At 66.8% G+C, this 22,730-nt stretch carries 22 protein-coding genes; all 22 read right to left on the minus strand.

All coding sequences use genetic code 11. The annotated features are described in order from the left end of the window. Positions 1-127 precede the first annotated feature (127 nt). Positions 128-1,408: a UDP-N-acetylglucosamine 1-carboxyvinyltransferase gene (murA, locus tag ACWGCN_RS22165; RefSeq protein WP_056819138.1), complete on the minus strand. Its 1,281-nt coding sequence runs from the start codon at positions 1,406-1,408 to the stop codon at positions 128-130. 91 nt (positions 1,409-1,499) lie between these two features. Further along, on the minus strand, positions 1,500-2,078 hold the full coding sequence (locus tag ACWGCN_RS22170; RefSeq protein WP_062984468.1) for a cob(I)yrinic acid a,c-diamide adenosyltransferase: 579 nt from the start codon (positions 2,076-2,078) through the stop codon (positions 1,500-1,502). After that, complete coding sequence (locus ACWGCN_RS22175) at positions 2,075-2,503, minus strand: DUF2550 domain-containing protein (protein WP_378639396.1); 429 nt, start codon at positions 2,501-2,503, stop codon at positions 2,075-2,077. Before ACWGCN_RS22175 ends, ACWGCN_RS22170 begins: the two co-directional genes overlap by 4 nt. A 186-nt stretch (positions 2,504-2,689) precedes the next feature. Then, positions 2,690-3,067 carry a F0F1 ATP synthase subunit epsilon gene (locus ACWGCN_RS22180; protein ID WP_378963587.1) on the minus strand — a complete coding sequence of 126 codons (378 nt, stop codon included), beginning with the start codon at positions 3,065-3,067 and terminating at the stop codon, positions 2,690-2,692. A 6-nt stretch (positions 3,068-3,073) separates the two neighbouring features. Beyond that, entirely contained in the window at positions 3,074-4,522 is a 1,449-nt protein-coding gene (gene atpD / locus ACWGCN_RS22185) for a F0F1 ATP synthase subunit beta (protein WP_056817894.1), read from the minus strand. A gap of 25 nt (positions 4,523-4,547) precedes the next feature. Further along, complete coding sequence (locus ACWGCN_RS22190; RefSeq protein WP_379314655.1) at positions 4,548-5,519, minus strand: F0F1 ATP synthase subunit gamma; 972 nt, start codon at positions 5,517-5,519, stop codon at positions 4,548-4,550. 58 nt (positions 5,520-5,577) lie between these two features. After that, positions 5,578-7,218, minus strand: a complete 1,641-nt coding sequence (gene atpA / locus ACWGCN_RS22195; RefSeq protein ID WP_378996162.1) for a F0F1 ATP synthase subunit alpha — start codon at positions 7,216-7,218, stop codon at positions 5,578-5,580. Between the two features lie 67 nt (positions 7,219-7,285). Beyond that, positions 7,286-8,098, minus strand: a complete 813-nt coding sequence (locus ACWGCN_RS22200) for a F0F1 ATP synthase subunit delta (protein ID WP_378996164.1) — start codon at positions 8,096-8,098, stop codon at positions 7,286-7,288. Between the two features lie 19 nt (positions 8,099-8,117). After that, positions 8,118-8,675: a F0F1 ATP synthase subunit B gene (locus tag ACWGCN_RS22205; protein WP_378996166.1), complete on the minus strand. Its 558-nt coding sequence runs from the start codon at positions 8,673-8,675 to the stop codon at positions 8,118-8,120. Between the two features lie 5 nt (positions 8,676-8,680). Beyond that, positions 8,681-8,929, minus strand: coding sequence for an ATP synthase F0 subunit C (locus ACWGCN_RS22210; RefSeq protein WP_056817903.1), 249 nt, complete (start codon positions 8,927-8,929; stop codon positions 8,681-8,683). A gap of 72 nt (positions 8,930-9,001) precedes the next feature. Continuing rightward, positions 9,002-9,856: a F0F1 ATP synthase subunit A gene (gene atpB / locus ACWGCN_RS22215; RefSeq protein WP_378996168.1), complete on the minus strand. Its 855-nt coding sequence runs from the start codon at positions 9,854-9,856 to the stop codon at positions 9,002-9,004. Positions 9,857-10,142: 286 nt separating this feature from the next. Beyond that, positions 10,143-10,601, minus strand: coding sequence for a hypothetical protein (locus ACWGCN_RS22220; protein ID WP_378996170.1), 459 nt, complete (start codon positions 10,599-10,601; stop codon positions 10,143-10,145). Positions 10,602-10,629: 28 nt separating this feature from the next. Further along, positions 10,630-11,760, minus strand: coding sequence for an MraY family glycosyltransferase (locus ACWGCN_RS22225; RefSeq protein WP_378996172.1), 1,131 nt, complete (start codon positions 11,758-11,760; stop codon positions 10,630-10,632). Positions 11,761-11,773: 13 nt separating this feature from the next. Beyond that, the gene (locus ACWGCN_RS22230) at positions 11,774-12,439 is read right to left on the minus strand and encodes an L-threonylcarbamoyladenylate synthase (protein ID WP_378996174.1); all 666 of its coding nucleotides are present in this window, start codon (positions 12,437-12,439) and stop codon (positions 11,774-11,776) included. A 331-nt stretch (positions 12,440-12,770) separates the two neighbouring features. Next, positions 12,771-13,652 (minus strand): peptide chain release factor N(5)-glutamine methyltransferase, encoded by an 882-nt coding sequence (gene prmC, locus ACWGCN_RS22235; RefSeq protein WP_452460160.1) that lies wholly within the window; start codon positions 13,650-13,652, stop codon positions 12,771-12,773. 180 nt (positions 13,653-13,832) lie between these two features. Then, a complete protein-coding gene (gene prfA, locus ACWGCN_RS22240) occupies positions 13,833-14,903 on the minus strand; it encodes a peptide chain release factor 1 (RefSeq protein ID WP_062984459.1) in 1,071 nt (356 codons plus the stop codon). A gap of 95 nt (positions 14,904-14,998) precedes the next feature. Next, positions 14,999-15,235, minus strand: a complete 237-nt coding sequence (rpmE, locus tag ACWGCN_RS22245; protein ID WP_067447685.1) for a 50S ribosomal protein L31 — start codon at positions 15,233-15,235, stop codon at positions 14,999-15,001. Between the two features lie 254 nt (positions 15,236-15,489). After that, on the minus strand, positions 15,490-17,538 hold the full coding sequence (gene rho, locus ACWGCN_RS22250) for a transcription termination factor Rho (RefSeq protein ID WP_452529089.1): 2,049 nt from the start codon (positions 17,536-17,538) through the stop codon (positions 15,490-15,492). A 361-nt stretch (positions 17,539-17,899) separates the two neighbouring features. Beyond that, on the minus strand, positions 17,900-18,826 hold the full coding sequence (gene thrB, locus ACWGCN_RS22255) for a homoserine kinase (RefSeq protein WP_452458375.1): 927 nt from the start codon (positions 18,824-18,826) through the stop codon (positions 17,900-17,902). A 25-nt stretch (positions 18,827-18,851) separates the two neighbouring features. Further along, entirely contained in the window at positions 18,852-19,943 is a 1,092-nt protein-coding gene (gene thrC, locus ACWGCN_RS22260) for a threonine synthase (protein ID WP_378635756.1), read from the minus strand. Continuing rightward, positions 19,940-21,280 carry a homoserine dehydrogenase gene (locus ACWGCN_RS22265; protein WP_378996183.1) on the minus strand — a complete coding sequence of 447 codons (1,341 nt, stop codon included), beginning with the start codon at positions 21,278-21,280 and terminating at the stop codon, positions 19,940-19,942. The genes thrC and ACWGCN_RS22265 overlap by 4 nt, the downstream gene beginning before the upstream one ends. Further along, positions 21,277-22,698 (minus strand): diaminopimelate decarboxylase, encoded by a 1,422-nt coding sequence (gene lysA, locus ACWGCN_RS22270; RefSeq protein ID WP_378996185.1) that lies wholly within the window; start codon positions 22,696-22,698, stop codon positions 21,277-21,279. The genes ACWGCN_RS22265 and lysA overlap by 4 nt, the downstream gene beginning before the upstream one ends. Positions 22,699-22,730: the final 32 nt, after the last annotated feature.

Raw genomic sequence — 22,730 nt, forward strand, 5'->3', positions numbered from 1 at the left:
CAGTCAGGCGCTCAACGTCCTACCTCGTGTCCCGGCCGCTGGGCGGCTGAGTCGGTGTCCGTGTCGCTCTGACTCGAATAAAGTTACGTGCCGACCAACACGAAGTCAAATCGGCTGGTCAGGGGCCCTATTTCGGCGCATCTACCCGTTCGACCTGTCCGCCGAGCGCCTGCATCTGCTCGACGAACCGGGGGTAGCCGCGGTCGATGTGATAGACGTCGTGCACTTCGGTGACGCCATCAGCGACGAGGCCGGCGAGCACCAGGCCCGCACCCGCGCGGATGTCGGAGGACCAGACCGGCGCACTCGACAACCGCGGGATTCCACGGACCACCGCGTGGTGACCGTCGGTCCGGGCGTCGGAGCCGAGCCGGATCATCTCCTCCACGAAACGGAACCGCGCCTCGAAGACGTTCTCGGTGATCATCGACGTGCCGTCCGCGATCGCGGCCAGGCCGATGGCCATCGGCTGCAGGTCGGTCGGGAAACCGGGGAACGGCAGCGTCGCGAAGTTCACCGCGCGCGGACGCTCGGCCTGCACGACCCGGAAACCGTTGGGCTCGTACGAGATTCGCGCGCCGGCCGAACGCAGCTTGTCCAGCACCAGCGCCAGGTGCTTGGGGTTGACGCCGGTGACCCGGACATCGCCGGTGGTCATCGCGGCGGCGATCCCCCAGGTGGCGGCGACGATACGGTCGCCGATCACCCGGTGTGTGGTGGGCGAGAGGCTCTTGACGCCCTGCACGGTGAGCACGGAGGAACCGGCACCATCGATCTGCGCACCCATCTGTACGAGCATGGTGCACAGGTCGACGATGTCGGGCTCGCGCGCCGCATTGTCGATGACCGTCTCCCCCTCGGCCAGGACCGCGGCCATCAGGATGTTCTCGGTCGCGCCCACCGACGGGAAGTCGAGGCGGATCCGCGCGCCCTGCAACTGTTCGGCCGACGCCACGACGCAACCGTGCTCGATCGCACTGGTCGCACCGAGCAGGCGTAGGCCCGCCTGGTGCATGTCAAGGGGTCGCGAACCGATCGCGTCGCCACCGGGCAGCGCCACCACGGCGCGTTTACAGCGCGCCATCAACGGACCGAGCACACACACCGAGGCGCGGAACTGGGTCACCGCGGGGAAGTCCGCGTGGTACTTGGGCTCGGCGGGGGTATCGATCGTCACCACCGAGTTGTCGCCGCCGACATCGTCGGAGATCGTCACATCGCAGCCGAGGCCGCGCAGCACCTCCGCCATCAAGGGGACATCGAGGATGTCCGGGCAGTTGGTGATGGTGGTCGTGCCCTCGGCCAGCAACGAGGCAGCCATCAGCTTCAGCACGCTGTTCTTCGCGCCGCCGACCGCGACCTCGCCGACGAGTCGATTGCCGCCGGAGACCAGAAACCGTTCGCTCACCACGCCAGCTTATCGACCGTCACGCGACGACACGCCCCCCTGCCACGAAAGAACAAGAAACCGACCGATTCTCCGCGTCGGAGAGTCGCTTTCAGCGTGGTAGCCCGCCGCCGGGCTGCCACAACACGTCACCGGAAGGATTGGTCGCGCGGCTGAGGATGAACAGCAGGTCCGAGAGTCGATTCAGATATTTCGCGGGCAGCACACTGGTGTCGTCAGGGTGCGTTTCGACAGCGGACCACGCGGATCGCTCGGCGCGCCGCACCACAGTGCGGGCTGTGTGCAACAACGCAGCCAACGGCGTGCCGCCGGGCAGAATGAACGAATTCAGCGGTGCCAGACCGTCGTTGAACTCGTCGCACCACTTCTCGAGCCGGTCGATATAGGGCTGGGTGATGCGCAGCGGCGGATACTTCGGTTCGGCGACAACCGGGGTGGACAGATCGGCGCCCGCGTCGAACAGATCGTTCTGGATCTGGCGCAGCACCGTCAGCACAGCGGGTTCGGGCGCACCGAGAGCGACGGCGACACCGAGTGCGGCATTGGCCTCGTCGCAGTCGGCGTAGGCGATCAGCCGGGGATCGTTCTTGGCGACACGGGAGAAATCGCTGAGACCGGTCGTCCCGTCATCGCCCGTGCGGGTATAGATCCGGGTCAAATGCACGCTCACGACGGGCCTCCACGAGTGCGGCGGGCGCGATCGGACGGTCGCGACTCCACCCAGGACAGAAAAGCCGCCATCGAACCGCGGTCGAGCGCGAGCTCGAATTTGCTGTGCGGATCGGTGACGGCTACCACCACGATGTCATCGCTCATGATGTCGAATTCGTCGCCCTGCGGCGCTCGGCGCTCCACGATCTCGAGGCCCTGCCGATGCACCGTGGAGTCGGGTCCGAATTTCAGGCTGGTCAATTTGAAGAAGACGAGGCGATCCTCGTCGTAGCGAATGAGCCCGTGCCGCCAGCCTTGGCCGCCGCGCGCGGGCAGTGAACGTAGGAGCGCGGCCGTACCCCCGCGGCGCAACATCACCAGGCGATAGGTCGACGCACCGGCTACGAACACGAGCGTCAGCACCAGAATGATCAGGAGAACCATCCCGGTTTGCAATGCCGTACGCCCTTTCGCTCTAGCCGGTGTCAAAGACACCCCCGCCCAGACATTCAATCACGCCCACTACGCGGTGCTCCGGCCGGATCGTCTATCCCCACGAAAAGGCGGTGCAAACAACTCTGCCGGCGAGGAACCGAAGTTCCTCGCCGGCAGAGAGTCGTACTACTGCGATCAGTCGGTCACGGTCGCTTCGACCGCACGCACCTGGCCCTGGGCCGCGCGCAGCTCCACCTCGGTGGCGCTCGCATCGGCCAGCACCTTGCGTGCCGCGTCGACGTCGACCTCGCCCGCGAGATCCGCGGACTCGGCCAGCACCCGCACGGTGTCGGCGGTGACCGAGAAGAAGCCGCCGTGCACCGCCGCGACGATCCGCTCGCCGTCGGTCGACACGATGGAAACCGTGCCGCCCTCGACGAGCTGACCGAGCAGCGGCTCGTGGCCTGCCATGATGCCGATCTGACCCTCGGTGGTCTGCGCGCTGACGAACGAAGCCTGGCCGGACCAGATCTTGCGCTCGACAGCTACGAGATCAACTGTCATCTCCGCCATAGTGGACTACTTCCCGAGGATCTTCTTCGCGGCTGCCTCGACGTCGTCGAGACCACCGCAGGAGTTGAACGCCTGCTCCGGGTAGTGGTCGAACTCGCCCTTGCAGACACGGTCGAAGTCGTCGATGGTCTGCTCCAGCGGAACGACCGAGCCGACCTGGCCGGTGAACTTCTCGGCGACGATGAAGTTCTGACCGAGGAACTTCTCCAGGCGACGGGCGCGACCGACGAGGACCTTGTCCTCTTCGGAGAGCTCGTCCATGCCGAGGATGGCGATGATGTCCTGCAGTTCCTTGTACTTCTGCAGGATCCGCTTGACCTCGTTGGCGACCCGGAAGTGGCGCTCGCCGACGATCGAAGCCTCGAGGATACGAGAGGTCGAGGTCAGCGGGTCGACGGCCGGGTAGATGCCCTTCTGCGAGATCGGGCGCGAAAGCTCGGTCGTCGCATCCAGGTGGGCGAAGGTGGTCGCCGGCGCCGGGTCGGTGTAGTCGTCGGCGGGGACGTAGATCGCCTGCAGCGAGGTGATCGAGCGACCCTTGGTCGAGGTGATGCGCTCCTGGAGCTGACCCATCTCGTCCGCCAGCGTGGGCTGGTAACCGACGGCCGAAGGCATGCGACCCAGCAGGGTCGAGACCTCGGAACCGGCCTGGGTGAAACGGAAGATGTTGTCGATGAAGAGCAGCACGTCCTGGTGCTGGACATCGCGGAAGTACTCCGCCATGGTCAGCGCCGACAGGGCGACGCGCATACGCGTGCCCGGCGGCTCGTCCATCTGGCCGAAGACGAGGGCGGTGTCCGGAAGGACGCCCATCTCTTCCATTTCCAGACGGAGGTCGGTGCCCTCACGCGTACGCTCACCGACGCCCGCGAACACCGAGGTGCCCGAGAACTCGCGAGCGATACGGGTGATCATCTCCTGGATCAGCACGGTCTTGCCGACACCGGCACCACCGAACAGACCGATCTTGCCGCCCTTGACGTACGGGGTCAGCAGGTCGATGACCTTGACGCCGGTCTCGAGGATCTCGGTCTTGCCCTCGAGCTGGTCGAAGCTCGGCGGCTGACGGTGGATGCCCCACTGCTCGCCGTCCCGGCCGAGGCCGGGGGTGTCGAGGCAGTCACCGAGGGCGTTGAACACGTGGCCCTTGACGATGTCGCCGACGGGCACCGAGATCGGCTTGCCGGTGTCGGTGACGGTCGCGCCCCGGACCAGGCCGTCGGTCGGCTGCATCGAGATGGTGCGCACGATGTTGTCGCCGAGGTGCTGAGCGACCTCGAGGGTGAGGGTCTTGGCCACCGACGGGAGCTCGATGTCGGAGTTCAGAGCGTTGAACAGCTCGGGGATGGCGCCACGCGGGAACTCGACGTCCACGACGGGGCCGATGACACGGACGACGCGACCAGCGGTTTCGCCCGCCTTCTTCGCGTTGTCCTGAGTGACAGCTGCGGTCATTAGATTGGTTCTCTTCCTGCGCTTCTTAGTCGCGGTCCGAGCTCGACGCCAGCGCATTGACGCCGCCGACGATTTCGCTGATTTCCTGCGTGATCTGGGCCTGACGCACCGAGTTCGCCTCGCGCTGGAGCACATTGGCCAGCTCGTTGGCGTTATCGGTCGCCGCCTTCATTGCGGTGCGCCGAGCCGCGGACTCGGATGCCGCTGCCTCGAGCAACGATGCGTAGATACGCGTGTTGATGTACTTGGGCAGCAGAGCCCCGAGCAGCACATCGGCGTCCGGCTCGAACTCGTACTGCGCCGTGGCCACCGCGTTCGGCGAATCCGACATGATGTCGTCACCGAGCTCGTAGTTCTCGTCGACGTAGCTGACCTGGATCGGCGCCAGGCGGCGCACCTCCGGGTTCTGGGTCAGCATCGAGACGAACTTGGTGTACACGATGTGCAGCTCGTCGACACCCTCGATGGTTCCGGTGCCGTCGAGCGAGGGGACCTCGCTGTCGGAGCCGGCCATGAAGGCCTCGACCAGGTGCTGGCACGCGGCCGAGGCATCGGTGTACTTGGGCTGCTGGGAGAAGCCGAACCACGACGCCTGGAACGGACGGTTGCGGAACTTGTAGTACGTGATGCCCTTGCTGCCCATCACGTACAGAACGGGTTCCTTGCCGTCGCCACGCAGCGTGGTCATGAGCTCTTCGGCACGCTTGAGCACGTTCGAGTTGTAGCCACCGCACATACCGCTGTCACTGGTGATCACCAGGACAGCGGCCCGACGAGCGTTGGGACGCTCGGTCAGCAGCGGGTGCGACAGGTTCTTCGAAGCGCTCGCCAGTTCGCCGAGGACCTTGGTGATCTCCTCGGCGTACGGCTTGGCAGCCGCAACCCTGGCCTGGGCCTTGGAAATTCGCGAGGTCGCGATCAGTTCCTGAGCCTTGGTGATCTTCTTGATCGAATTCACACCACGAATGCGGGAGCGCAATTCGCGCAAACTTGCCACTAGCGGTTCACACTCCCTTCATTCGCCAGATCGGAAATTGCCGACATCATGACCCGGCTTACTTGTCGACGTGCTTGCGGGTGACCGACAGCGACTCGACCTCTTCGTGGTCCAGCTCGCCCGCGGCAGCCTCGTTCACGATGCGATTGCCGTTCGAATCGAGGAAGCCCTGCTTGAACTTGTCGGTCTCGGCCTTGATCGCGTCGGCGGCCTCGCCGGCGAGCGGCTTCTTGCCACCCTCGAGCGCGTCGAACGAGCTCTGGGTCGCGCCGTGCAGGTACTCGAGCAGCTCGGCGGTGAAGCGACGCACGTCTTCGACGGGCACCGACTCGTAGTAACCGGCGTCGACCAGGAAGATCGAGACAACCTGATCCTCGACCGAGACCGGGGAGTACTGGTCCTGCTTGAGCAGCTCGACCCAGCGGGCACCACGCTCGAGCTGCGCCAGCGACGCGGCGTCGAGGTCGGAGGCGAAGGCGGAGAACGCCTCCAGCTCGCGGTACTGCGCCATTTCCAGACGCAGCGAACCGGCGACCTTCTTCATGGCCTTGGTCTGGGCGGCGCCACCGACACGGGAGACCGAGGTACCGACGTTGATCGCCGGGCGGACGCCCTTGTTGAACAGGTCGGACTCGAGGAAGACCTGGCCGTCGGTGATGGAGATGACGTTGGTCGGGATGAACGCCGAGACGTCGTTGGCCTTGGTCTCGATGATCGGCAGACCGGTCATCGAGCCGGCGCCCATCTCGTCGGACAGCTTCGCGCAACGCTCCAGCAGACGGGAGTGCAGGTAGAAGACGTCACCGGGGTACGCCTCGCGGCCCGGCGGACGACGCAGCAGCAGCGAGATGGCGCGGTACGCCTCGGCCTGCTTGGTCAGGTCGTCGAACACGATGAGGACGTGCTTGCCCTGGTACATCCAGTGCTGGCCGATGGCCGAACCGGTGTACGGAGCCAGCCACTTGAAGCCGGCGGAATCGGAGGCCGGGGCCGCGACGATGGTGGTGTACTCCATCGCGCCGTGCTCCTCGAGCGCGGTCTTGACGCCCGCGATGGTGGAGCCCTTCTGGCCGATCGCGACGTAGATGCAGCGAACCTGCTTGTCGGCGTCGCCGGTCTCCCAGTTCGCCTTCTGGTTCAGGATCGCGTCGATCGCGACGGCGGTCTTGCCCGTCTTGCGGTCGCCGATGATCAGCTGACGCTGGCCGCGACCGATGGCGGTCAGCGCGTCGATCGCGGTGATGCCGGTGGCCAGCGGCTCCTCGACCGGCTGACGTTCCAGCACAGACGCGGCCTGCAGCTCCAGCACGCGGCGCTCGTCGGCCTCGATCTCGCCCAGGCCGTCGATCGGCTGGCCGAGCGGGTTGACGACGCGACCGAGGAACTTGTCACCCACGGGGACGGAGAGCACGTCGCCGGTGCGACGGACCTGCTGGCCCTCCTCGAGCGAGGCGTACTCGCCGAGGATGACGGCACCGATGTTGGTGTCCTCGAGGTTCAGCGCGACGCCGAGAACCCCGCCGGGGAACTCGAGCAGCTCGTTGGCCATCGCCGAAGGCAGGCCGCTGACGTGCGCGATACCGTCGCCGGTATCGGTCACGATGCCGACTTCTTCGATGGAGGTTTCCGGGGTGTAGCTCTGGGTGTAGCTCTCGATCGCGCTACGGATCTCGTCGGAGGAGATCGTCAGCTCCGCCATGTTGTTCCTGCTCTCGCTGTGGTCTCGAATGTCGGGGATGGGGGAAGTGGAGTCTGGGCCTTGTCGATTACGACAGAGCCCGACGCAGCTTCTCCAGTCGGCCGGTGGCGCTGCCGTCGATCACGTCGTCTCCGACGCGGACGACGACGCCGCTCAGCAGCGTCGGGTCGACCTGCACGTGCACGGTGACCGCCTTGCCGTAGATCCGCCGCAGGGAAGCCGACAGCTTCTCCTTCTGCTGATCGTTCAGCTCGACCGCCGAGTTCACGTGGGCGACGATCTGGTCACGACGGGCCGCCGCCAGATCGGACAGGGCGTCGAAGGCGACGCCGATGTTGTTGGTCCGCAGGCGGGTCACCGCCTGCTCGGCCAGCGCCAGGGTGACCGGCTCGACCTTGCCGTTGAGCAGCCGCTCGACCAGTTCGCGCCGCGCCGAGGCGGGCTTTCCCTGATCGGACAGTGCCTGCTCCAGCTTCGGGTTGTCGGCGATGATGCGTCCGAGCCGGAACAGCTCGTCCTCCACCGCGTCCTGTCGGCCACCGACGGCGGCAGACTCCAGCAGAGCCTCCTGCCCGAGCAGCACCAGGGTGTCGACCAGGTCGCGGGTGCGTGACCAGTCCTGCGCCACCGCGGTGGTCAGCACTGCCTGCGTGGCAATGCTGACCTTGCCGCCGAAGACCCGCTCACTGAGTTCAGCGCGCGCCGAACCCGGCACCGAGGCGTCCGCGAGCGCCACACGCAGCGAACGCTGGTCGTCCAGCACGGCGACAACGGCGAACAGTTCCGACCCCGTTGTGGCCGCAACAGTTTCGCTTCCGGTCAGAGCGACCCGAAGCGCCTCGCGAGACCGGGTACTGGCCTCGCGGCTCGCTGCGTACATGCTTCTCACTTTCGCGTCGCTACCTTCCGACCCCGATGGCGTCGGTGTCGTCGAGTTCACTGAGGAACTTGTCGATCGACGCCGCCTGCTTGGCTTCGTCCGAAACCGACTGACCGATGATCTTCTCGGCCAGGTCGACGGCCGTACGGCCGACCTCGGAACGCAGCTCCGTCAGGATCTGCTGGCGCTGGGCTTCCAGCTGGGAATGACCGGCGGCGACGATACGGTCGCTTTCGGCCTGGGCATCCGTGCGCATCTGCGCGAGGATCTGCTGACCCTGGGTGCGTGCTTCCTCGCGGATGCGCGCGGCCTCGAGCCGGGCGTCGGCAAGCTGCTGCTGGTACTGCTCCAGCGTGTGCTGTGCCTCGGCCTGGGCTGCTTCGGCCCTGGCGATACCGCCTTCGATCTTGTCTGTGCGCTCTTCGAGTGTCTTGGTCACACGCGGGATCACGTATTTCCAGAAGAGCACGCCGATGATGACGACGCAGACGATCGACCAGACGATGTCGTACGTTTCGGGAACGAGAGGATTCACATCCTCTCCACCCTCAGCTGCGAGCGTGATGAGTTCGCGCATCGGAATCAGAAGATGAAGCCGGCGACGAGGCCGATCAGCGCCAGGGCCTCGGTGAACGCGATGCCGAGGAACATGGTGGTGCGGATCTGGCCGGACAGCTCGGGCTGACGAGCGATGCCCTCGATGGCCTTACCGACGACGATACCCACGCCGATGCCGGGGCCGATCGCGGCCAGACCGTAGCCGATGGCGCCGAAGCCCTTGAAGGTGCTCTCGGTGGTCGCGGCTTCCTGGGCCAGGTAAGCGAGGCTCATGAATCTTTCCCTTTCTGTTGCTCACCCGCCGGTCGGCGTGTGTAGCAGGTTTCCGGTCGTTGGTCAGTCAGGTCAGTGGTCGGCAGCGTGCTGCGACTGGCCGATGTACACGGCGGCCAGCAGCGCGAAAACGTAGGCCTGCAGGAAGATCACCAGCAGCTCGAAGAGCGTGAAGCCGATGCCGGCCAGCAGCGAGAACGGCGAGAAGACCTTCATCCACGCGGCGGCGTCGAACAGGAAGAACCAGGTCGCGCTGAAGAACAGCACCAGCATGATGTGGCCGGCCAGCATGTTGGCCATGAGACGCACGGTGAGCGTGAACGGGCGCAGGATGAAGGTCGAGATGAACTCGATCGGGATCAGCAGCACGTGCAGCGCGACCGGCACGTCGGGGACGACGATGCTGTGGCGGATGTAGGAGAAGAACCCGTACTTCCGGATACCGACGTAGTTGTACGCGATATAGACGATCGCGGCCAGCACCAGCGGCATGCCGATGCGCGCATTCGACGAGATGTTCAATCCGGGAATCACACCGGAGAAGTTCAGGAACAGAACCGTGAAGAAGATCGTCGCGATGAGCGGGAGGAACTTCTTGCCGGTTTCCTTACCGAGAACCTCGTCGGCGATCTGCTCCTTGACGAAAACCACACCGGCTTCCATCACGTTCTGCAGGCCGCGTGGCACGATCTTCGGCGAGCGGAATGCCAGCACGAAGACGGCCACCAATACGGCGGTCATCAGCAGCCGGACCAGCATCAGGCGATCGAGTTCGAACGGCGTCCCCGCGAACAGCACTGCTGGAGGGTAGAAGTCGGACAGCGATGGCGCGTGAAACTCGCCCGCCGCCAAAGTGATGACGCTCAGCGTTCTCTCCCGTGTTCGGGCCGCAGGTACGACTGTCATTCCCGCGGTTCGATCGGACATTGACGATCAATGGGGTCGACTCTGGTCGGCTCGAAATTCGACAGCGGCTCGTACGGTATAACCCGTATCGGCTTCTGTTCGGGCGTCGGCGACATCGTCGACATGCTTCAACCGGGCACATTCCACCCGGATCGGCAGTAAGCATAGCGGCACCGGGTGGGATCCCGATGATCCCCCCTGGTAACTCGAGGCATAGCCCCGAGTTTGTCGGGCCGGGCCTCTAGCTTGGGTGCTTGCTTACCAACACTTTACCAAGCTATCTACGACAGTGTGTAGCTGGGTGGGATTATTCCTGCTCGGAAGCCGTTTCGCTGTCTCCCGCGCGTGTCGTGACGTACGGAACCTTCTGGCTCACAACGCCGTACGTCTCCGCACCGAGGACGATCAGCAGGGCTCCTACCACCGTAAAGAACAGTGCGGGCCCGCTGTAGAAGTCGAACTGCTTGAGCACCACGATCACCAGCAGCGCCACCAGCAACTTGCCGACCCAGCTGACCAGCATCACCGCGCCTGCCATGGTCGGCGGCAGCTTCGCGCCGAGCAGCACCGCGACGACCGTGGTGAGGATGAACCCACCACCGATCGCGGCGCCGAGCAGCGCCCCCCACAGACCGGGCATCCCGGCCACCGCGGAGGCGATCGCCACCGAGACGACGACGAGCACGCCGAGGCCGATCAGGCCGTAGCGCAGCGCGGCGCGCAGAGGGGCGTCAGGGCCTGGCACGGTTTCGGGTGTAAAGCTCACGGCCCGAACTTTACCTTGCGGGCCGAACTCAGTGCTGCGTCGACTCCGACCTGCGCACAGACGGGATCGCGGTCACTACCAGCGCGAACACCAATCCGCCTGCCACCAGCAGGACAACAAGGCGTCTATCCATCAGCGAAGTTCCCACCGCGCCGAACGCGAGAACACCGACCCATAAATAGATCAGCAAGACCACGCGACGGTGCGAATGCCCGATCTGGAGCAATCGGTGGTGCAGATGCATTTTGTCCGGTGTGGAGAAACTCACGCCGGCGCGCACCCGGCGCACGATCGCCAGCAACAGGTCGAGCACCGGAATGAACATCACCGCCCCGACCAGCAAGATCGGCGACAGCAAACCGACAATGTCGCGCGGTCCGTAACCCTGGAGTGGAATTCGCCCGGAGGCGCCGGTGGATACCGCGGCCAGGATCAAACCGATCATCATCGAGCCGGTATCGCCCATGAATATTCGGGCGGGCGAGAAATTGTGCGGCAGAAATCCGAGGCAGGCACCGGCCAGCGCGGCGGCCAGCAACGCGGGCGGATAGGTGTCGACCGAACCGCCCTGGTCGTAGAGCAAACCGATGGAGAACACGAAAACCGCACTCGCGCAGATCAAACCGAGACCGGCGGCGAGGCCGTCCAAACCGTCGACGAAGTTCATCGCGTTCACCAGGGTGACGGTGATGCCGACGGTGACCAGGCCGCCCTGCAACGCGTCGAGCACAACGGTGGTGTCGTTGAAGGGGTTGTAGATCACGTACCAGCTCAGGCCCATCACGGCCATCACGCCCGCGGCGGTGATCTGACCGACGAATTTGGTGAGCGCGTCCAATCCCCACCGGTCGTCGACGATGCCGACCAGCACGATGATCGTCGCGGCGACCAGCACCGCCGGGATATCCGGGGCGTAGTCGAAACCTCTTCGCAGCGCGGGCAATTGGTGCGCGAACAACACCGCGGCGACGACGCCGACATACATGCCGACACCACCCATCCGCGGGACCGGCTTCACGTGCACATCACGCTCACGTGGCACCGCCACGGCGCCGAACGCGATGGCGAGCACCCGCACGCCTCCGGTGGCCAGGAAAGTCACCGTGGCGGAGACGAGCAGCACGAGCAATAGCTCGCGCAGGGGAACGACTGAGCTCATCAGCGGCGTGCGATCACCGCTGTGCGGAGCTGATCAGGGCTTCCGGCACCATCCCGAGCACCTCCGCGATATCGGCCACCGACACAGCACCTTCCCGCAACACCCGCGGCTGATCCGCGGTGAGATCGACGATCGTCGAGGCCACAGCGTGTTCGGCCGGGCCGCCGTCGAGATACACGCTCGCCAGCGACCCCAACTGCTCGCGCGCCTGCGCGGCGGTGGTCGCGGGCGGCTGCCCCGACACGTTGGCGCTCGACACCGCCAGCGGCCCGACCTCACGCAACAATTCGAGCGCCACGGGATGCAACGGCATCCGCAACATCACCGTGCCACGGGTATCACCGAGATCCCACGCGAGCGAAGGCGCGGCCTGCACGACAAGACTCAGCGCACCGGGCCAGAACGCGCGAATCAAGTCCCGCGCCTGCGGCCGCACCGAGAACACCAGGCCGTCGATGGTGTGCCACGACCCGACGAGCACCGGCACCGGCATATCGCGTCCACGGCGCTTGGCGGCCAGCAGATCGCTCACCGCGGCGGAATCGAACGCGTCGGCGGCGATGCCGTAGAGCGTGTCGGTAGGCATCACGACCAACCGACCGGACTTCAGAGCGCTGGTCGCGGCGGTGATGCCCGCCGCACGCGAATCAGCTTCGGCACAGTCATAGACGGTACTCACAGCGTCTGTCGCCTCTCCGCGAATTTTTTCCGGTCGTTGGTGCGCGCAAGAGTCTAACTCCCAGGCTGAGGCCGCAGTGCCGGGGGACTTTTGGGCATGACCGGGCGCCTGATGCTCAGAGTGTGCTGGTTGACCGTTCGCCGACCGAGTCGCGGCGTCAGCCCGGCAATTGGGCAATCGTCCAGAGTTTGCCGGTCGTCGGCGGGGCTACGCTGAACCGGGTCTCACGCGCGCAGATGCGAACTCGTGCCGGGCCACCGAGGCCACTCACACCATCATCGGAATCGACGGCGATCGAGGCCGACCCAGGCCACGCCGGATTCGCCTGCGATCAGGGACGGTCAGGGCGCCGGGCGACCACGAAGCGGGGCTTGTCGGCCAGGTCGACGTGTTCGACGACGTCGGTGAAATCGGCTGCCGCCAGTAGCGCCGCCACTCCCCCGCCATTGGTGTCGTCGTGTTCGATGCCGGTGGCGCCGCCGGAGTTCAGGAGTCGGGCGATGGTGGGGATCATCGCCCGGATGACGTCGAGGCCGTCCGGGCCCCCGAAGAGGGCGCGGTGGGGGTCGTGGTCGGCGACCTCGGGGTCGAGGATCGCGGCGTCGGGGATGTAGGGCGGGTTGGCGACGACCAGGTCGACGCGGCCCGTCAGCGGGGTGAGCAGGGCCGGGTCGGTGACGTCGTCGGCGTGCAGGGTGATCGGGGTGTCGCCCCCGGCGATACGGGTGTCGGCGTTACGACGGGCCCAGGCGAGGGCGGCGGGGTCGAGTTCGACGGCGTGGACCTCGGCGTCCGGGCGGGCGTGCGCGATGGCCAGCGCCAGTGCGCCCGAGCCGGTGCACAGGTCAACGACGATCGGCGTGTGGTCGTGCGGAAGGGTCTCCAGGTAGGCCAGCGCCCACGCGAACAGCAGTTCGGTCTCCGGGCGCGGGACGAACACCCCGGGGCCCACCGCGAGGTCGATCTCACCCATCGCGGCCGTTCCGGTCAAGTGCTGCAAGGGAATTCGAGAGGCCCGCCGCTCGATCACCGCGCGGTACCGATCGGCGACCTCGGGCTCGACCAACGGGATCATCGCCAGCCGCATGTGCTCGGTACCGAGCACATGGGCCGCCAGGTTCTCCGCGTCCGGCATCGGCGAACCGACGCCGGCCTCGGCCAGCCGGGCGGCGGCTTCGACGATCAGCGGCCGCAACCGCACCCGCTCGGTCATCGATCCGTCCGGTCCATCATGGCGCGCTCGCAGGTCGGCCGCTGCTCGCGTCGATCGTTCATCCGAGCGACCTCGGCGTGGCCGTGGCGGGCGTGATGAGGCCTGCGACCGCCCCGGCCGAGCGGTCCACGTCGGTGTCCCGTGGGGCCGCCGGTGCGGGGAGTCGACTGCTCATGCCGGTTACTCGGCAGCCATTCGCGCGTCGCGGTCGGCCTTGCCGAGCGCGTCGAGCAGCGGGTCCAGATCGCCATCGAGGACGGCGTCGAGATTGTGCGATTTGAACCCGATGCGGTGATCGGCGATCCGGTTCTCCGGGAAGTTGTAGGTGCGGATCCGCTCGGAGCGGTCGACCGTGCGGATCTGGCTGGCGCGACCGGCCGCGGCTTCCTGGTCGGCCTGTTCCTCGGCCAGCGCCTGCAGCCGGGCGGCGAGCACCTGCATGGCGCGCGCCTTGTTCTGCAGCTGGGAGCGTTCGTTCTGGCAGGTCACCACGATGCCCGAGGGCAGGTGGGTGATGCGCACCGCGGAGTCGGTGGTGTTGACGCCCTGGCCGCCCTTGCCGGAGGACCGGTAGACGTCGATGCGCAGGTCGGTCTCGTCGATCTGCACCTGCTCGACCTCGTCGGGCTCGGGGTAGATCAGCACGCCCGCGGCCGAGGTGTGAATGCGGCCCTGCGATTCGGTCACCGGCACGCGCTGCACCCGGTGCACCCCGCCCTCGAACTTGAATCGCGACCACACCCCGTCGCGCGCGGCGTCCTTGCTCTTGATCGACAGCGTCGCGTCCTTGTATCCGCCCAGGTCGGAATAGGTGACATCGAGCGTCTCCACCTTCCAGCCGTGCCGCTCGGCGTACCGGATGTACATGCGCGCCAGATCGGCGGCGAACAGTGCCGATTCCTCGCCGCCCTCGCCGGACTTCACCTCGAGCACCACGTCGTCCCCGTCGTGCGGGTCGCGCGGGGCGAGCAAGTCAGCGAGAGCCTGTTCCAGCTCCACCAGCTGTGTCTCCAGCCCCGGCACCTCCGCGGCGAACGAGGCGTCGTCGGAGGCCAGCTCACGGGCGGCTTCCAGATCGTCGCGCACGGTCTCGAGCTTGCGATAGGTGCTCATCACCGGTGCCAGCTCGGCGAACCGCTTACCCACCCGTCGCGCCGCACCCGCGTCGTTGTGCAACGACGGATCGGCGAGCTGCATCTCCAGGCCGGCGTACTCGGCCAGGATGTCGTCGATAGCGGACGGCTGCGTCACAGAGAGTTCCTTATGTGTGGGAAAGCGATGACCTCGGGCAGAGAAACCACCGACGCCCGGCCTGCTGATGCAGTACCGGGCGTCGGGAGAGGTAACTAGGAGGCGTCTTCGGCCTTCTTGGCACCTGCGCGCTTGCCGTAGCGAGCCTCGAAGCGAGCCACGCGGCCGCCGGTGTCGAGGATCTTCTGCTTGCCCGTGTAGAACGGGTGGCACTGCGAGCAGACCTCGACCGAGATCTGGCCGGACTCCTTGGTGGAGCGAGTCTGGAAGGTGTTGCCGCAACCACACACAACGGTGGTCTCGACATACGTGGGGTGGATTCCTGCCTTCATGGGCGTCCTCTCGATAATGGTCGCCGGGTCGTAGCCCCATGGAGTGGAGTACGTGAACCGGAACCGACTAGGCGGGATGTCTGCGAACTCGCAGACACACAGTTGTCCAGTATGCCAGAGCAGACCGCACCCTCCCAGAACACCCCCCACCTCCGCTTTGTTCCCTGTGATATTGCGGCCGGCGCCGCGCGTTCTCGGCCGAGAACGAGCAAGGGCCCCGCCGAAGCGAGGCCCTTGCCGGTGGTTCTAGACGATCACTCGTCGAGAGCGCTCGGTGCGGTCTTGGAGACCGTCATCAAGAACTCGAGGTTGTTCTTGGACTTGCGCAGACGATCCATCAGCAGATCGATCGCCTGGTGCGAGTCCAGACCCGACAGCACGCGCCGCAGCTTGTGCACCACAGCCATCTCGTCGGGCGAGAGCAGCAGCTCGTCGTGGCGGGTGCTCGACGGGTTGATGTCCACCGCGGGGAACACGCGCCGCTCGGCGATCTTGCGGTCGAGCTTGAGCTCGGCGTTGCCGGTGCCCTTGAACTCTTCGAAGATCACCGTGTCGCCGGTGGAACCGGTCTCCACCATCGCCGTGGCGATGATGGTGAGCGAGCCACCGTTCTCGATGTTGCGGGCCGCGCCGAGGAAACGCTTCGGCGGGTACAGCGCGGTCGAGTCGACACCACCGGAGAGGATGCGGCCCGAGGCAGGCGAGGAGTTGTTGTACGCACGGCCCAATCGAGTGATCGAATCGAGCAGCACCACAACGTCTTTGCCCATTTCCACCAGACGCTTGGCACGCTCGATGGCGAGCTCGGCGACGGAGGTGTGGTCACCCGGCGGGCGGTCGAAGGTGGAGGCGATGACCTCACCCTTCACCGAACGCTGCATATCGGTGACCTCTTCGGGACGTTCGTCGACCAGGACAACCATGAGGTAGCACTCGGGGTTGTTGATCGCGATCGCGTTCGCGATGTCCTGCATGATCGTGGTCTTACCCGCCTTGGGCGGAGACACGATCAGCGCACGCTGGCCCTTACCGATCGGCATGATCAGGTCGATCACGCGCGTGGTGAGCTTGTTCTGCGCGGTTTCCAGGCGCAGCCGCTCGTTCGGGTACAGCGGGGTGAGCTTCTGGAAGTCCGGCCGACGACGCGCCGCTTCGAGCTCGCCACCGTTCACGGTGTCCAGGCGAACCAGCGGGTCGAACTTCTGCCGCTGGTTGTTCTGCTCGCCGTCGCGCGGGGCGCGCACCGCACCGGTGATCGCGTCACCGCGGCGCAGGCCGTTCTTGCGCACCAGGTTCATCGACACGTACACGTCGTTGGGGCCGGCGAGGTAGCCGGAGGTCCGCACGAACGCGTAGTTGTCGAGGACATCGAGGATGCCCGCGACCGGCTGGAGCACATCGTCTTCGCGAATGTCGTAGTCGCGCGCCTCGGACTGGCCGCCACCGGCGGGACCACCATCGCGGTCACGACCACGACGACGCTCGCGGAATCGACGACCCCGGCGACCGCGGCCGCCTTCCTCGTCGTCACCACCGCGGTCGTCGCGGGGTCCGCGATTGCCGCCGCTGTTGCCGTTCTGGCTCTGGTTCTGGTTGCGCTCGTTCTGATTACGGTCGCCACCGGTGCGCTCGCCACGGTCGTTGCCGTTGCGGTCGCCACCGGTGCGCTCGCCACGCTCGGCGCCGTTGCGGTCGCCACGCTCGCGGCGACGCTCGCCCTGATCGCCACCCTCGGCCTTGTCGGCCTGCTTGGTCTCCTCAGCGCGGTTCTCGGCCGGGGCGCGGTTCTCGGCGGGAGCATTGTCGCCACCACCGGAACGGGCCTGGTCACGTCCACGACGCTGCCGACCGCGGCCACGCTGACCGCCGTCGCGACCGGAATCCTCGCCTGCGTCGGCGGGGGCGTCGGTCTTGACCTGCTCGGTCGCGGCCTGCTCGGCCGGAACCTCGACGGTCTTGGCCTCGGGGGCCTTGACCTCGACGGGAGCCTGCTTCTCGACGGGCGCGGCCTGCTTGTCGGCCTTGGCGGACTTCTCCACCTTCGCGGGCGCTTCGTTCTTGACGGGCGCTTCGTTCTTGGCAGGCGCTTCGTTCTTCGCGGGCGCGTCGTTCGCGACGGGCGCGGCGGCGGGCTTGTCCCCCTTGGCGGGCGCTCCGGATTGATTTTCCTTGATAGCGGCGATGAGATCGCCCTTACGCATTCCGGAGGTACCTCGGATACCGAGCTCCCCCGCCAGTGCGCGCAACTGCGGCAACAGCATTCCAGTCAGCCCCGATCGTGCGACGTCGGTTTGTTCGCTCATTTTCGAAATCTGTCCGGATTCACTTTCGCGGCTGCCCGAGTTCGTAGGGTTGGAATCCACCCCGGGTGTCGCGAGCAGGTCCGTTTCTGTCACGGAAGTCCTTTCCTTCCCTCGAATGCCGTGTGCTGATTCGAGGGTTCCGTTCCGTAGACCCGGCAATATATGCCGAGCTCGGATTATGCGTCCATGTTCGACGCCTGTGCCGTACTACCCGCCGCGGGAGGACCGGAGGCCTTCGCCACCAGAAGACAGTGGTGAGGGGAGCGATTGCCCTGATGAAGCACCGGCGTCTGATGCGCACGATGTACGGACTTGCTCAGAATAGCTGCCTATTGCGAACAACGGCAAGGCAGGCACGCCGTCAGTCGATCGATACCCCGTCGGCAATGCCGGGTTCGACCACGCGCAGACCGTCCGATTCGGCCTGTTTGCGCAGGTCATCGGGGAATTCTTCGGTGGTCAGGGCAAGCACGGTCGGGCCGGCGCCCGAGACGGTCGCCGCGATACCCGCGGCGCGCAACAGCTCGATCCACTTCGTGGTGAGCGGTAGCGCGGGGGCACGCTGGGTCTGGTGCAACCGGTCGGCGGTGGCCGACATCAGCAGATCGGGACGTTCGGTCAGCGCGACAACGGCCAGCGCCGCCCGGCTGACGTTGAACGCCGCGTCACCGTGGGGCACCTGCTCGGGCAGCAGCCCGCGGGTGTGCGCCGTGGAGGAGCGTTCCTGTGGGATCAGCACCACCGGACGAAGGGCCGATGCCGGGGTGAGCCGCACGGCCCGGTAGGCGCGGGTCTGCGCGGCATCGGTTTCGGTCCACGACACCACGATTGCCCCGAGCACGCTGGCAGCGGCATTGTCGGGGTGGCCTTCGAACTCGGAGGCCAGCTGCACCAGCCGGTCGTCGTCCATGCGCAGCGCGGGATCGAACTTCGCGGCCAGCCCGGCGCCCGCGGCCAGCCCGCCGACCACGGCCGACGCGCTGGAACCCAGCCCACGCGAGTGCGGAATCACGTTGCGGCACACCACGTCGAGACCGTCGGCCCACACACCCATCGATTCCAGTCCACGCTCGATCGCGCGGACCACCAGATGTGTTGGGCCCCAAGGCACGTCGTCGGCGCCTTCACCCTCGACGCGGATGCCCAGTCCCGACTCGGTAGTGCGCACCACAATTTCGTCGTAGATGCCCAATGCCATTCCGAGACAATCGAATCCGGGACCGAGATTGGCCGTCGAGGCGGGAACACGCACGGTCACTTCGAGACCGGCGGGCAGCGTCGCTGTCATCAGCGTTGGCTCGGGTGCGGTCAACTCAGGCCAGCTCGAGTTCGCGGGCGATAGCGACCGGGTCGACCGCGATCGGCTTGACCTCCGGCATTCCGGCCAGCGCGTTGTCGGGGTCCTTGAGACCATTGCCGGTCACGGTGCACACGACGGTCAGGCCCGAATCCAGCCAGCCTTCCTTGCGCGCGGCCAGCAGACCGGCCACGCTCGCGGCCGAGGCGGGCTCCACGAAGACGCCCTCTTTCGCGGCGACGAGGCGGTAGGCGGCCAGGATCTCATCGTCGGTGGCCGCGCGGAACGCGCCACCGGACTGCTCCTTGGCTTCCATCGCACCGTTCCACGACGCCGGGGCGCCGATCCGGATGGCGGTCGCGATGGTCTCCGGGTCCTTCACCGGCGCACCGTTGACCAGCGGCGCGGCACCGGCGGCCTGTACACCGAGCATGCGCGGCAGCACCGAGGTGATGCCGTCGGCGTAGTACTCGCGGTATCCACGCCAGTAGGCGGTGATGTTGCCCGCGTTGCCGACCGGCAGCACGTGCACATCGGGCGCCTTGCCGAGTACATCGCAGATCTCGAACGAGGCGGTCTTCTGGCCTTCGATACGCGCCGGGTTCACCGAGTTCACGAGGCCGACCTGCGGGAACTCCGCGGTCACCTTGCGCGCGAGCTCGAGGCAGTCGTCGAAGTTGCCCTCGACCTGGATGATCTTGGCGCCGAGCATCACGGCCTGGGCCAGCTTGCCCATCGCGATCTTGCCCTGCGGGATCAGCACGGCGCATTCCATGCCCGCCCGGGTGGCGTACGCCGCGGCCGAGGCCGAGGTGTTGCCGGTCGACGCGCACAGCACGGCCTTCTGGCCGCGGTACTTGGCGTCGGTCATCGCCATGGTCATGCCGCGGTCCTTGAACGAACCGGTCGGGTTGGCACCCTCGACCTTGAGATACACCTCGCACCCGGTGAGCGCGGACAGGTGCGGCGCGGGGACCAGCGGGGTACCGCCCTCGAACAGGGTCACCGGCTCCCAGTCGGCCGCGCCGGCCAAGCGGTCGCGGTAGGCAGCGATCAGACCGGGCCAGCGCGAGTGCACGCCGGTCTGGGGGGCGATGCCGTTCGTCATTCTTCGGTGCCTTCCAATCTGAGAACGCTGGTCACAGCGGTGACGGATTCCATGTCCGCCAATACGGCGACAGTATCTGCCAGCGACGACTCCACCGCATGGTGGGTGACGACCACGAGCCGGGCGCCGTCGCCGTGGCCCTGCTGACGCACGGTCGAGATGCTCACCCCGTGCTGGGCGAAGGTGTCGGCGACCGCGGCGAGCACGCCGGGACGGTCCTCCACCTGCAGGTTCACGTGGTAGCGGGTGGGGGTGTCGCCGATCGGCGCGATCGGCAGCTCAGCATAGACCGATTCGCCGGGCGCACGACCACCGTAGAACTTGTTACGCGCGGCCATCACCAGGTCACCGAGCACGGCCGACGCGGTGGGGGCGCCACCGGCGCCCTGCCCGTAGAACATCAGGCGACCGGCGTTGTCGGCTTCCACGACGACGGCGTTGAACGCGCCGTTCACCGAGGCCAGCGGGTGCTTGCGCGGGATGAGCGCCGGGTAGACGCGCACCGAGACGCGATCCTTGCCGCCCTCTTCCAGCGTCGGCTCGCCCGGACCGGCCGAGACACGCTCGCAGATGGCGAGCAGCTTGACCGTGCAGCCGACTGCCGACGCGGTCTCGAGGTCTTCGGCGGTGATCTTGGAGATGCCCTCGCGATAGACATCGGCCGCGGTCACCCGGGTGTGGAACGCCAGCGAGGCCAGGATCGCGGCCTTGGCGGCAGCGTCGTAGCCCTCGACGTCGGCGGTGGGGTCGGCCTCGGCGTAGCCGAGCGCGGTGGCCTCGGCGAGCACGTCGTCGTAGGCCGCGCCGGTCTCGTCCATCGCGGAGAGGATGAAGTTGGTGGTGCCGTTGACGATGCCGACGACCTTGTTCACCCGGTCACCCGACAGCGACTGGATCAGCGGCCGGACCACCGGGATCGCACCGGCGACGGCGGCCTCGAAGTACAGGTCGGCGCGGCTGCCCTCGGCGGCGGCGGCGAGTTCGCCGGTGTAGTCGGCCAGCAGCGCCTTGTTGGCGGTGACGACGGACTTGCCCGCGTTGAGCGCGTCGCCGATCAGCTTGCGGGCGGGGTCGATGCCGCCCATGACCTCGACGACCAGGTCGACGTCGTCGCGAGCGACGAGCGCGGAGGCGTCGGTGGTGAGCAACTCGGCGGGCAGACCGCGGTCCTTGCCGATGTCGCGCACCGCGACACCGCGCAGCACGAGCGGCGCTCCGACGCGCGAACGCAGGTCATCGGCGTGATCGCGCAGCACGCGAACCACCTCGGTGCCGACAGTGCCCATCCCGAGCACGGCTACGCCGAGCGGACGTCCCGCGTCATTGGTGCCGTTCATTCTTCCACCTCCAGGCTGAGCAGGTCCGCCACCGTTTCCCGGCGCAGAATCAGTCGCGCCGCACCGTCACGCACCGCGACCACGGCGGGCCGGGTGAGCAGGTTGTAGCGGCTCGACATCGAGTAGCAGTACGCACCGGTCGCCGCCACGGCCACCAGGTCACCGGGGGCCGCATCGGCGGGCATCCACGTGTCACGAATGACGATATCGCCACTCTCGCAATGCTTTCCGACCACGCGCGCGACGACCGCATGGGCGTCCGAGGAGCGCGAGACCAGACGGCAATCGTAGTCGGCCTGGTACAGCGCGGGGCGGATATTGTCGCTCATCCCGCCGTCCACACTGACGTAGCGACGGCGCGCGCCACCGTCGAGTTCGACATCCTTGATGGTGCCGACCTCGTACAGGGTGACGGTGCCGGGACCCGCGATCGCGCGACCCGGTTCCACGGCGATGGTCGGCTCGGGCAACCCGGCACGGGCGGCCTCGGCCGCGACCAGAGCGCGCAGGTTGGTGGCGAATTCACCCAGCGGCGGCGGGTTGTCGCTCGGCAGGTACGAAATGCCGAGACCACCGCCGAGATCCAGGGTCGAGATCTGGGCGGTGCGGTCGATGCCGAACTTGTCGATGGCCTCGCGCAGCAGGCCGAGCATGCGGCGCGCGGCGATCTCGAAACCGTCGAGTTCGAAGATCTGCGAGCCGATGTGGCTGTGCAGACCGACCAGACGCAGGTTGTCGGCCTCGAAGACGCGCGCGAGGGCTTCCATGGCGTCGCCGCCCGCGATCGAGAAGCCGAACTTCTGGTCCTCGTGCGCGGTGGAGATGTACTCGTGGGTGTGTGCCTCGACGCCGACGGTCACGCGGACCAGCACGTCCTGCACCACGCCCGCCGCACCGGCGACCGCTTCGAGCCGCTCGATCTCATAGAGCGAGTCGACGACCACGTGCCCCACACCGGCCGTGACGGCCGCTTCGAGCTCGGGCACCGACTTGTTGTTGCCGTGCAGCGCGATGCGCTCGGCCGGGAAACCGGCGTTCAGCGCCACCGCGAGCTCGCCGCCGGAGCACACGTCGAGGGAAAGGCCCTCGTCACGGATCCAGCGCGCGATCTCGCCACACAGGAACGCCTTGGACGCGTAGTGCACGCGGGCGTTCGGCCCGAACGCGGCGACCATGTCGCGGCAGCGCGAGCGGAAGTCGTCCTCGTCGATCACGAACAGCGGCGTGCCGTACTGCTCGGCGAGCTGGGTGACGGGCACGCCCGCCAGCGCGACCACACCGTCGTCACCGCGCGAGGCATTGCGCGGCCAGACGTTGTCGGGGAGGTCGATCATCTCCCTCGGATCGGTCGGGCGCTCGGCCAGACTCGGCGCGTGCGGGATCTCTGCGTGCCGGGGACCGGCCGGGTGTGCACTCATCGCAGTGCGTCCTTCCTGAAAAACTTGCCGGT

This window comes from Nocardia sp. NPDC055050, from assembly GCF_053608345.1.

What these genes read in the sequence shown, in the direction of transcription:
- atpD (WP_056817894.1), bottom strand. Translation starts at nt 4,522, where the DNA reads ATGACCGCAGCTGTCACTCAGGACAACGCGAAGAAGGCGGGCGAAACC.
- ACWGCN_RS22225 (WP_378996172.1), bottom strand. Translation starts at nt 11,760, where the DNA reads ATGAGCTCAGTCGTTCCCCTGCGCGAGCTATTGCTCGTGCTGCTCGTC.
- ACWGCN_RS22180 (WP_378963587.1), bottom strand. Translation starts at nt 3,067, where the DNA reads ATGGCGGAGATGACAGTTGATCTCGTAGCTGTCGAGCGCAAGATCTGG.
- rho (WP_452529089.1), bottom strand. Translation starts at nt 17,538, where the DNA reads ATGAGCGAACAAACCGACGTCGCACGATCGGGGCTGACTGGAATGCTG.
- prmC (WP_452460160.1), bottom strand. Translation starts at nt 13,652, where the DNA reads ATGACCGAGCGGGTGCGGTTGCGGCCGCTGATCGTCGAAGCCGCCGCC.
- ACWGCN_RS22175 (WP_378639396.1), bottom strand. Translation starts at nt 2,503, where the DNA reads ATGGTTCTCCTGATCATTCTGGTGCTGACGCTCGTGTTCGTAGCCGGT.
- ACWGCN_RS22210 (WP_056817903.1), bottom strand. Translation starts at nt 8,929, where the DNA reads ATGAGCCTCGCTTACCTGGCCCAGGAAGCCGCGACCACCGAGAGCACC.
- thrB (WP_452458375.1), bottom strand. Translation starts at nt 18,826, where the DNA reads ATGACAGCGACGCTGCCCGCCGGTCTCGAAGTGACCGTGCGTGTTCCC.
- lysA (WP_378996185.1), bottom strand. Translation starts at nt 22,698, where the DNA reads ATGAGTGCACACCCGGCCGGTCCCCGGCACGCAGAGATCCCGCACGCG.
- ACWGCN_RS22265 (WP_378996183.1), bottom strand. Translation starts at nt 21,280, where the DNA reads ATGAACGGCACCAATGACGCGGGACGTCCGCTCGGCGTAGCCGTGCTC.
- atpA (WP_378996162.1), bottom strand. Translation starts at nt 7,218, where the DNA reads ATGGCGGAGCTGACGATCTCCTCCGACGAGATCCGTAGCGCGATCGAG.
- ACWGCN_RS22200 (WP_378996164.1), bottom strand. Translation starts at nt 8,098, where the DNA reads ATGTACGCAGCGAGCCGCGAGGCCAGTACCCGGTCTCGCGAGGCGCTT.
- ACWGCN_RS22205 (WP_378996166.1), bottom strand. Translation starts at nt 8,675, where the DNA reads ATGCGCGAACTCATCACGCTCGCAGCTGAGGGTGGAGAGGATGTGAAT.
- thrC (WP_378635756.1), bottom strand. Translation starts at nt 19,943, where the DNA reads ATGACGAACGGCATCGCCCCCCAGACCGGCGTGCACTCGCGCTGGCCC.
- rpmE (WP_067447685.1), bottom strand. Translation starts at nt 15,235, where the DNA reads ATGAAGGCAGGAATCCACCCCACGTATGTCGAGACCACCGTTGTGTGT.
- atpB (WP_378996168.1), bottom strand. Translation starts at nt 9,856, where the DNA reads ATGTCCGATCGAACCGCGGGAATGACAGTCGTACCTGCGGCCCGAACA.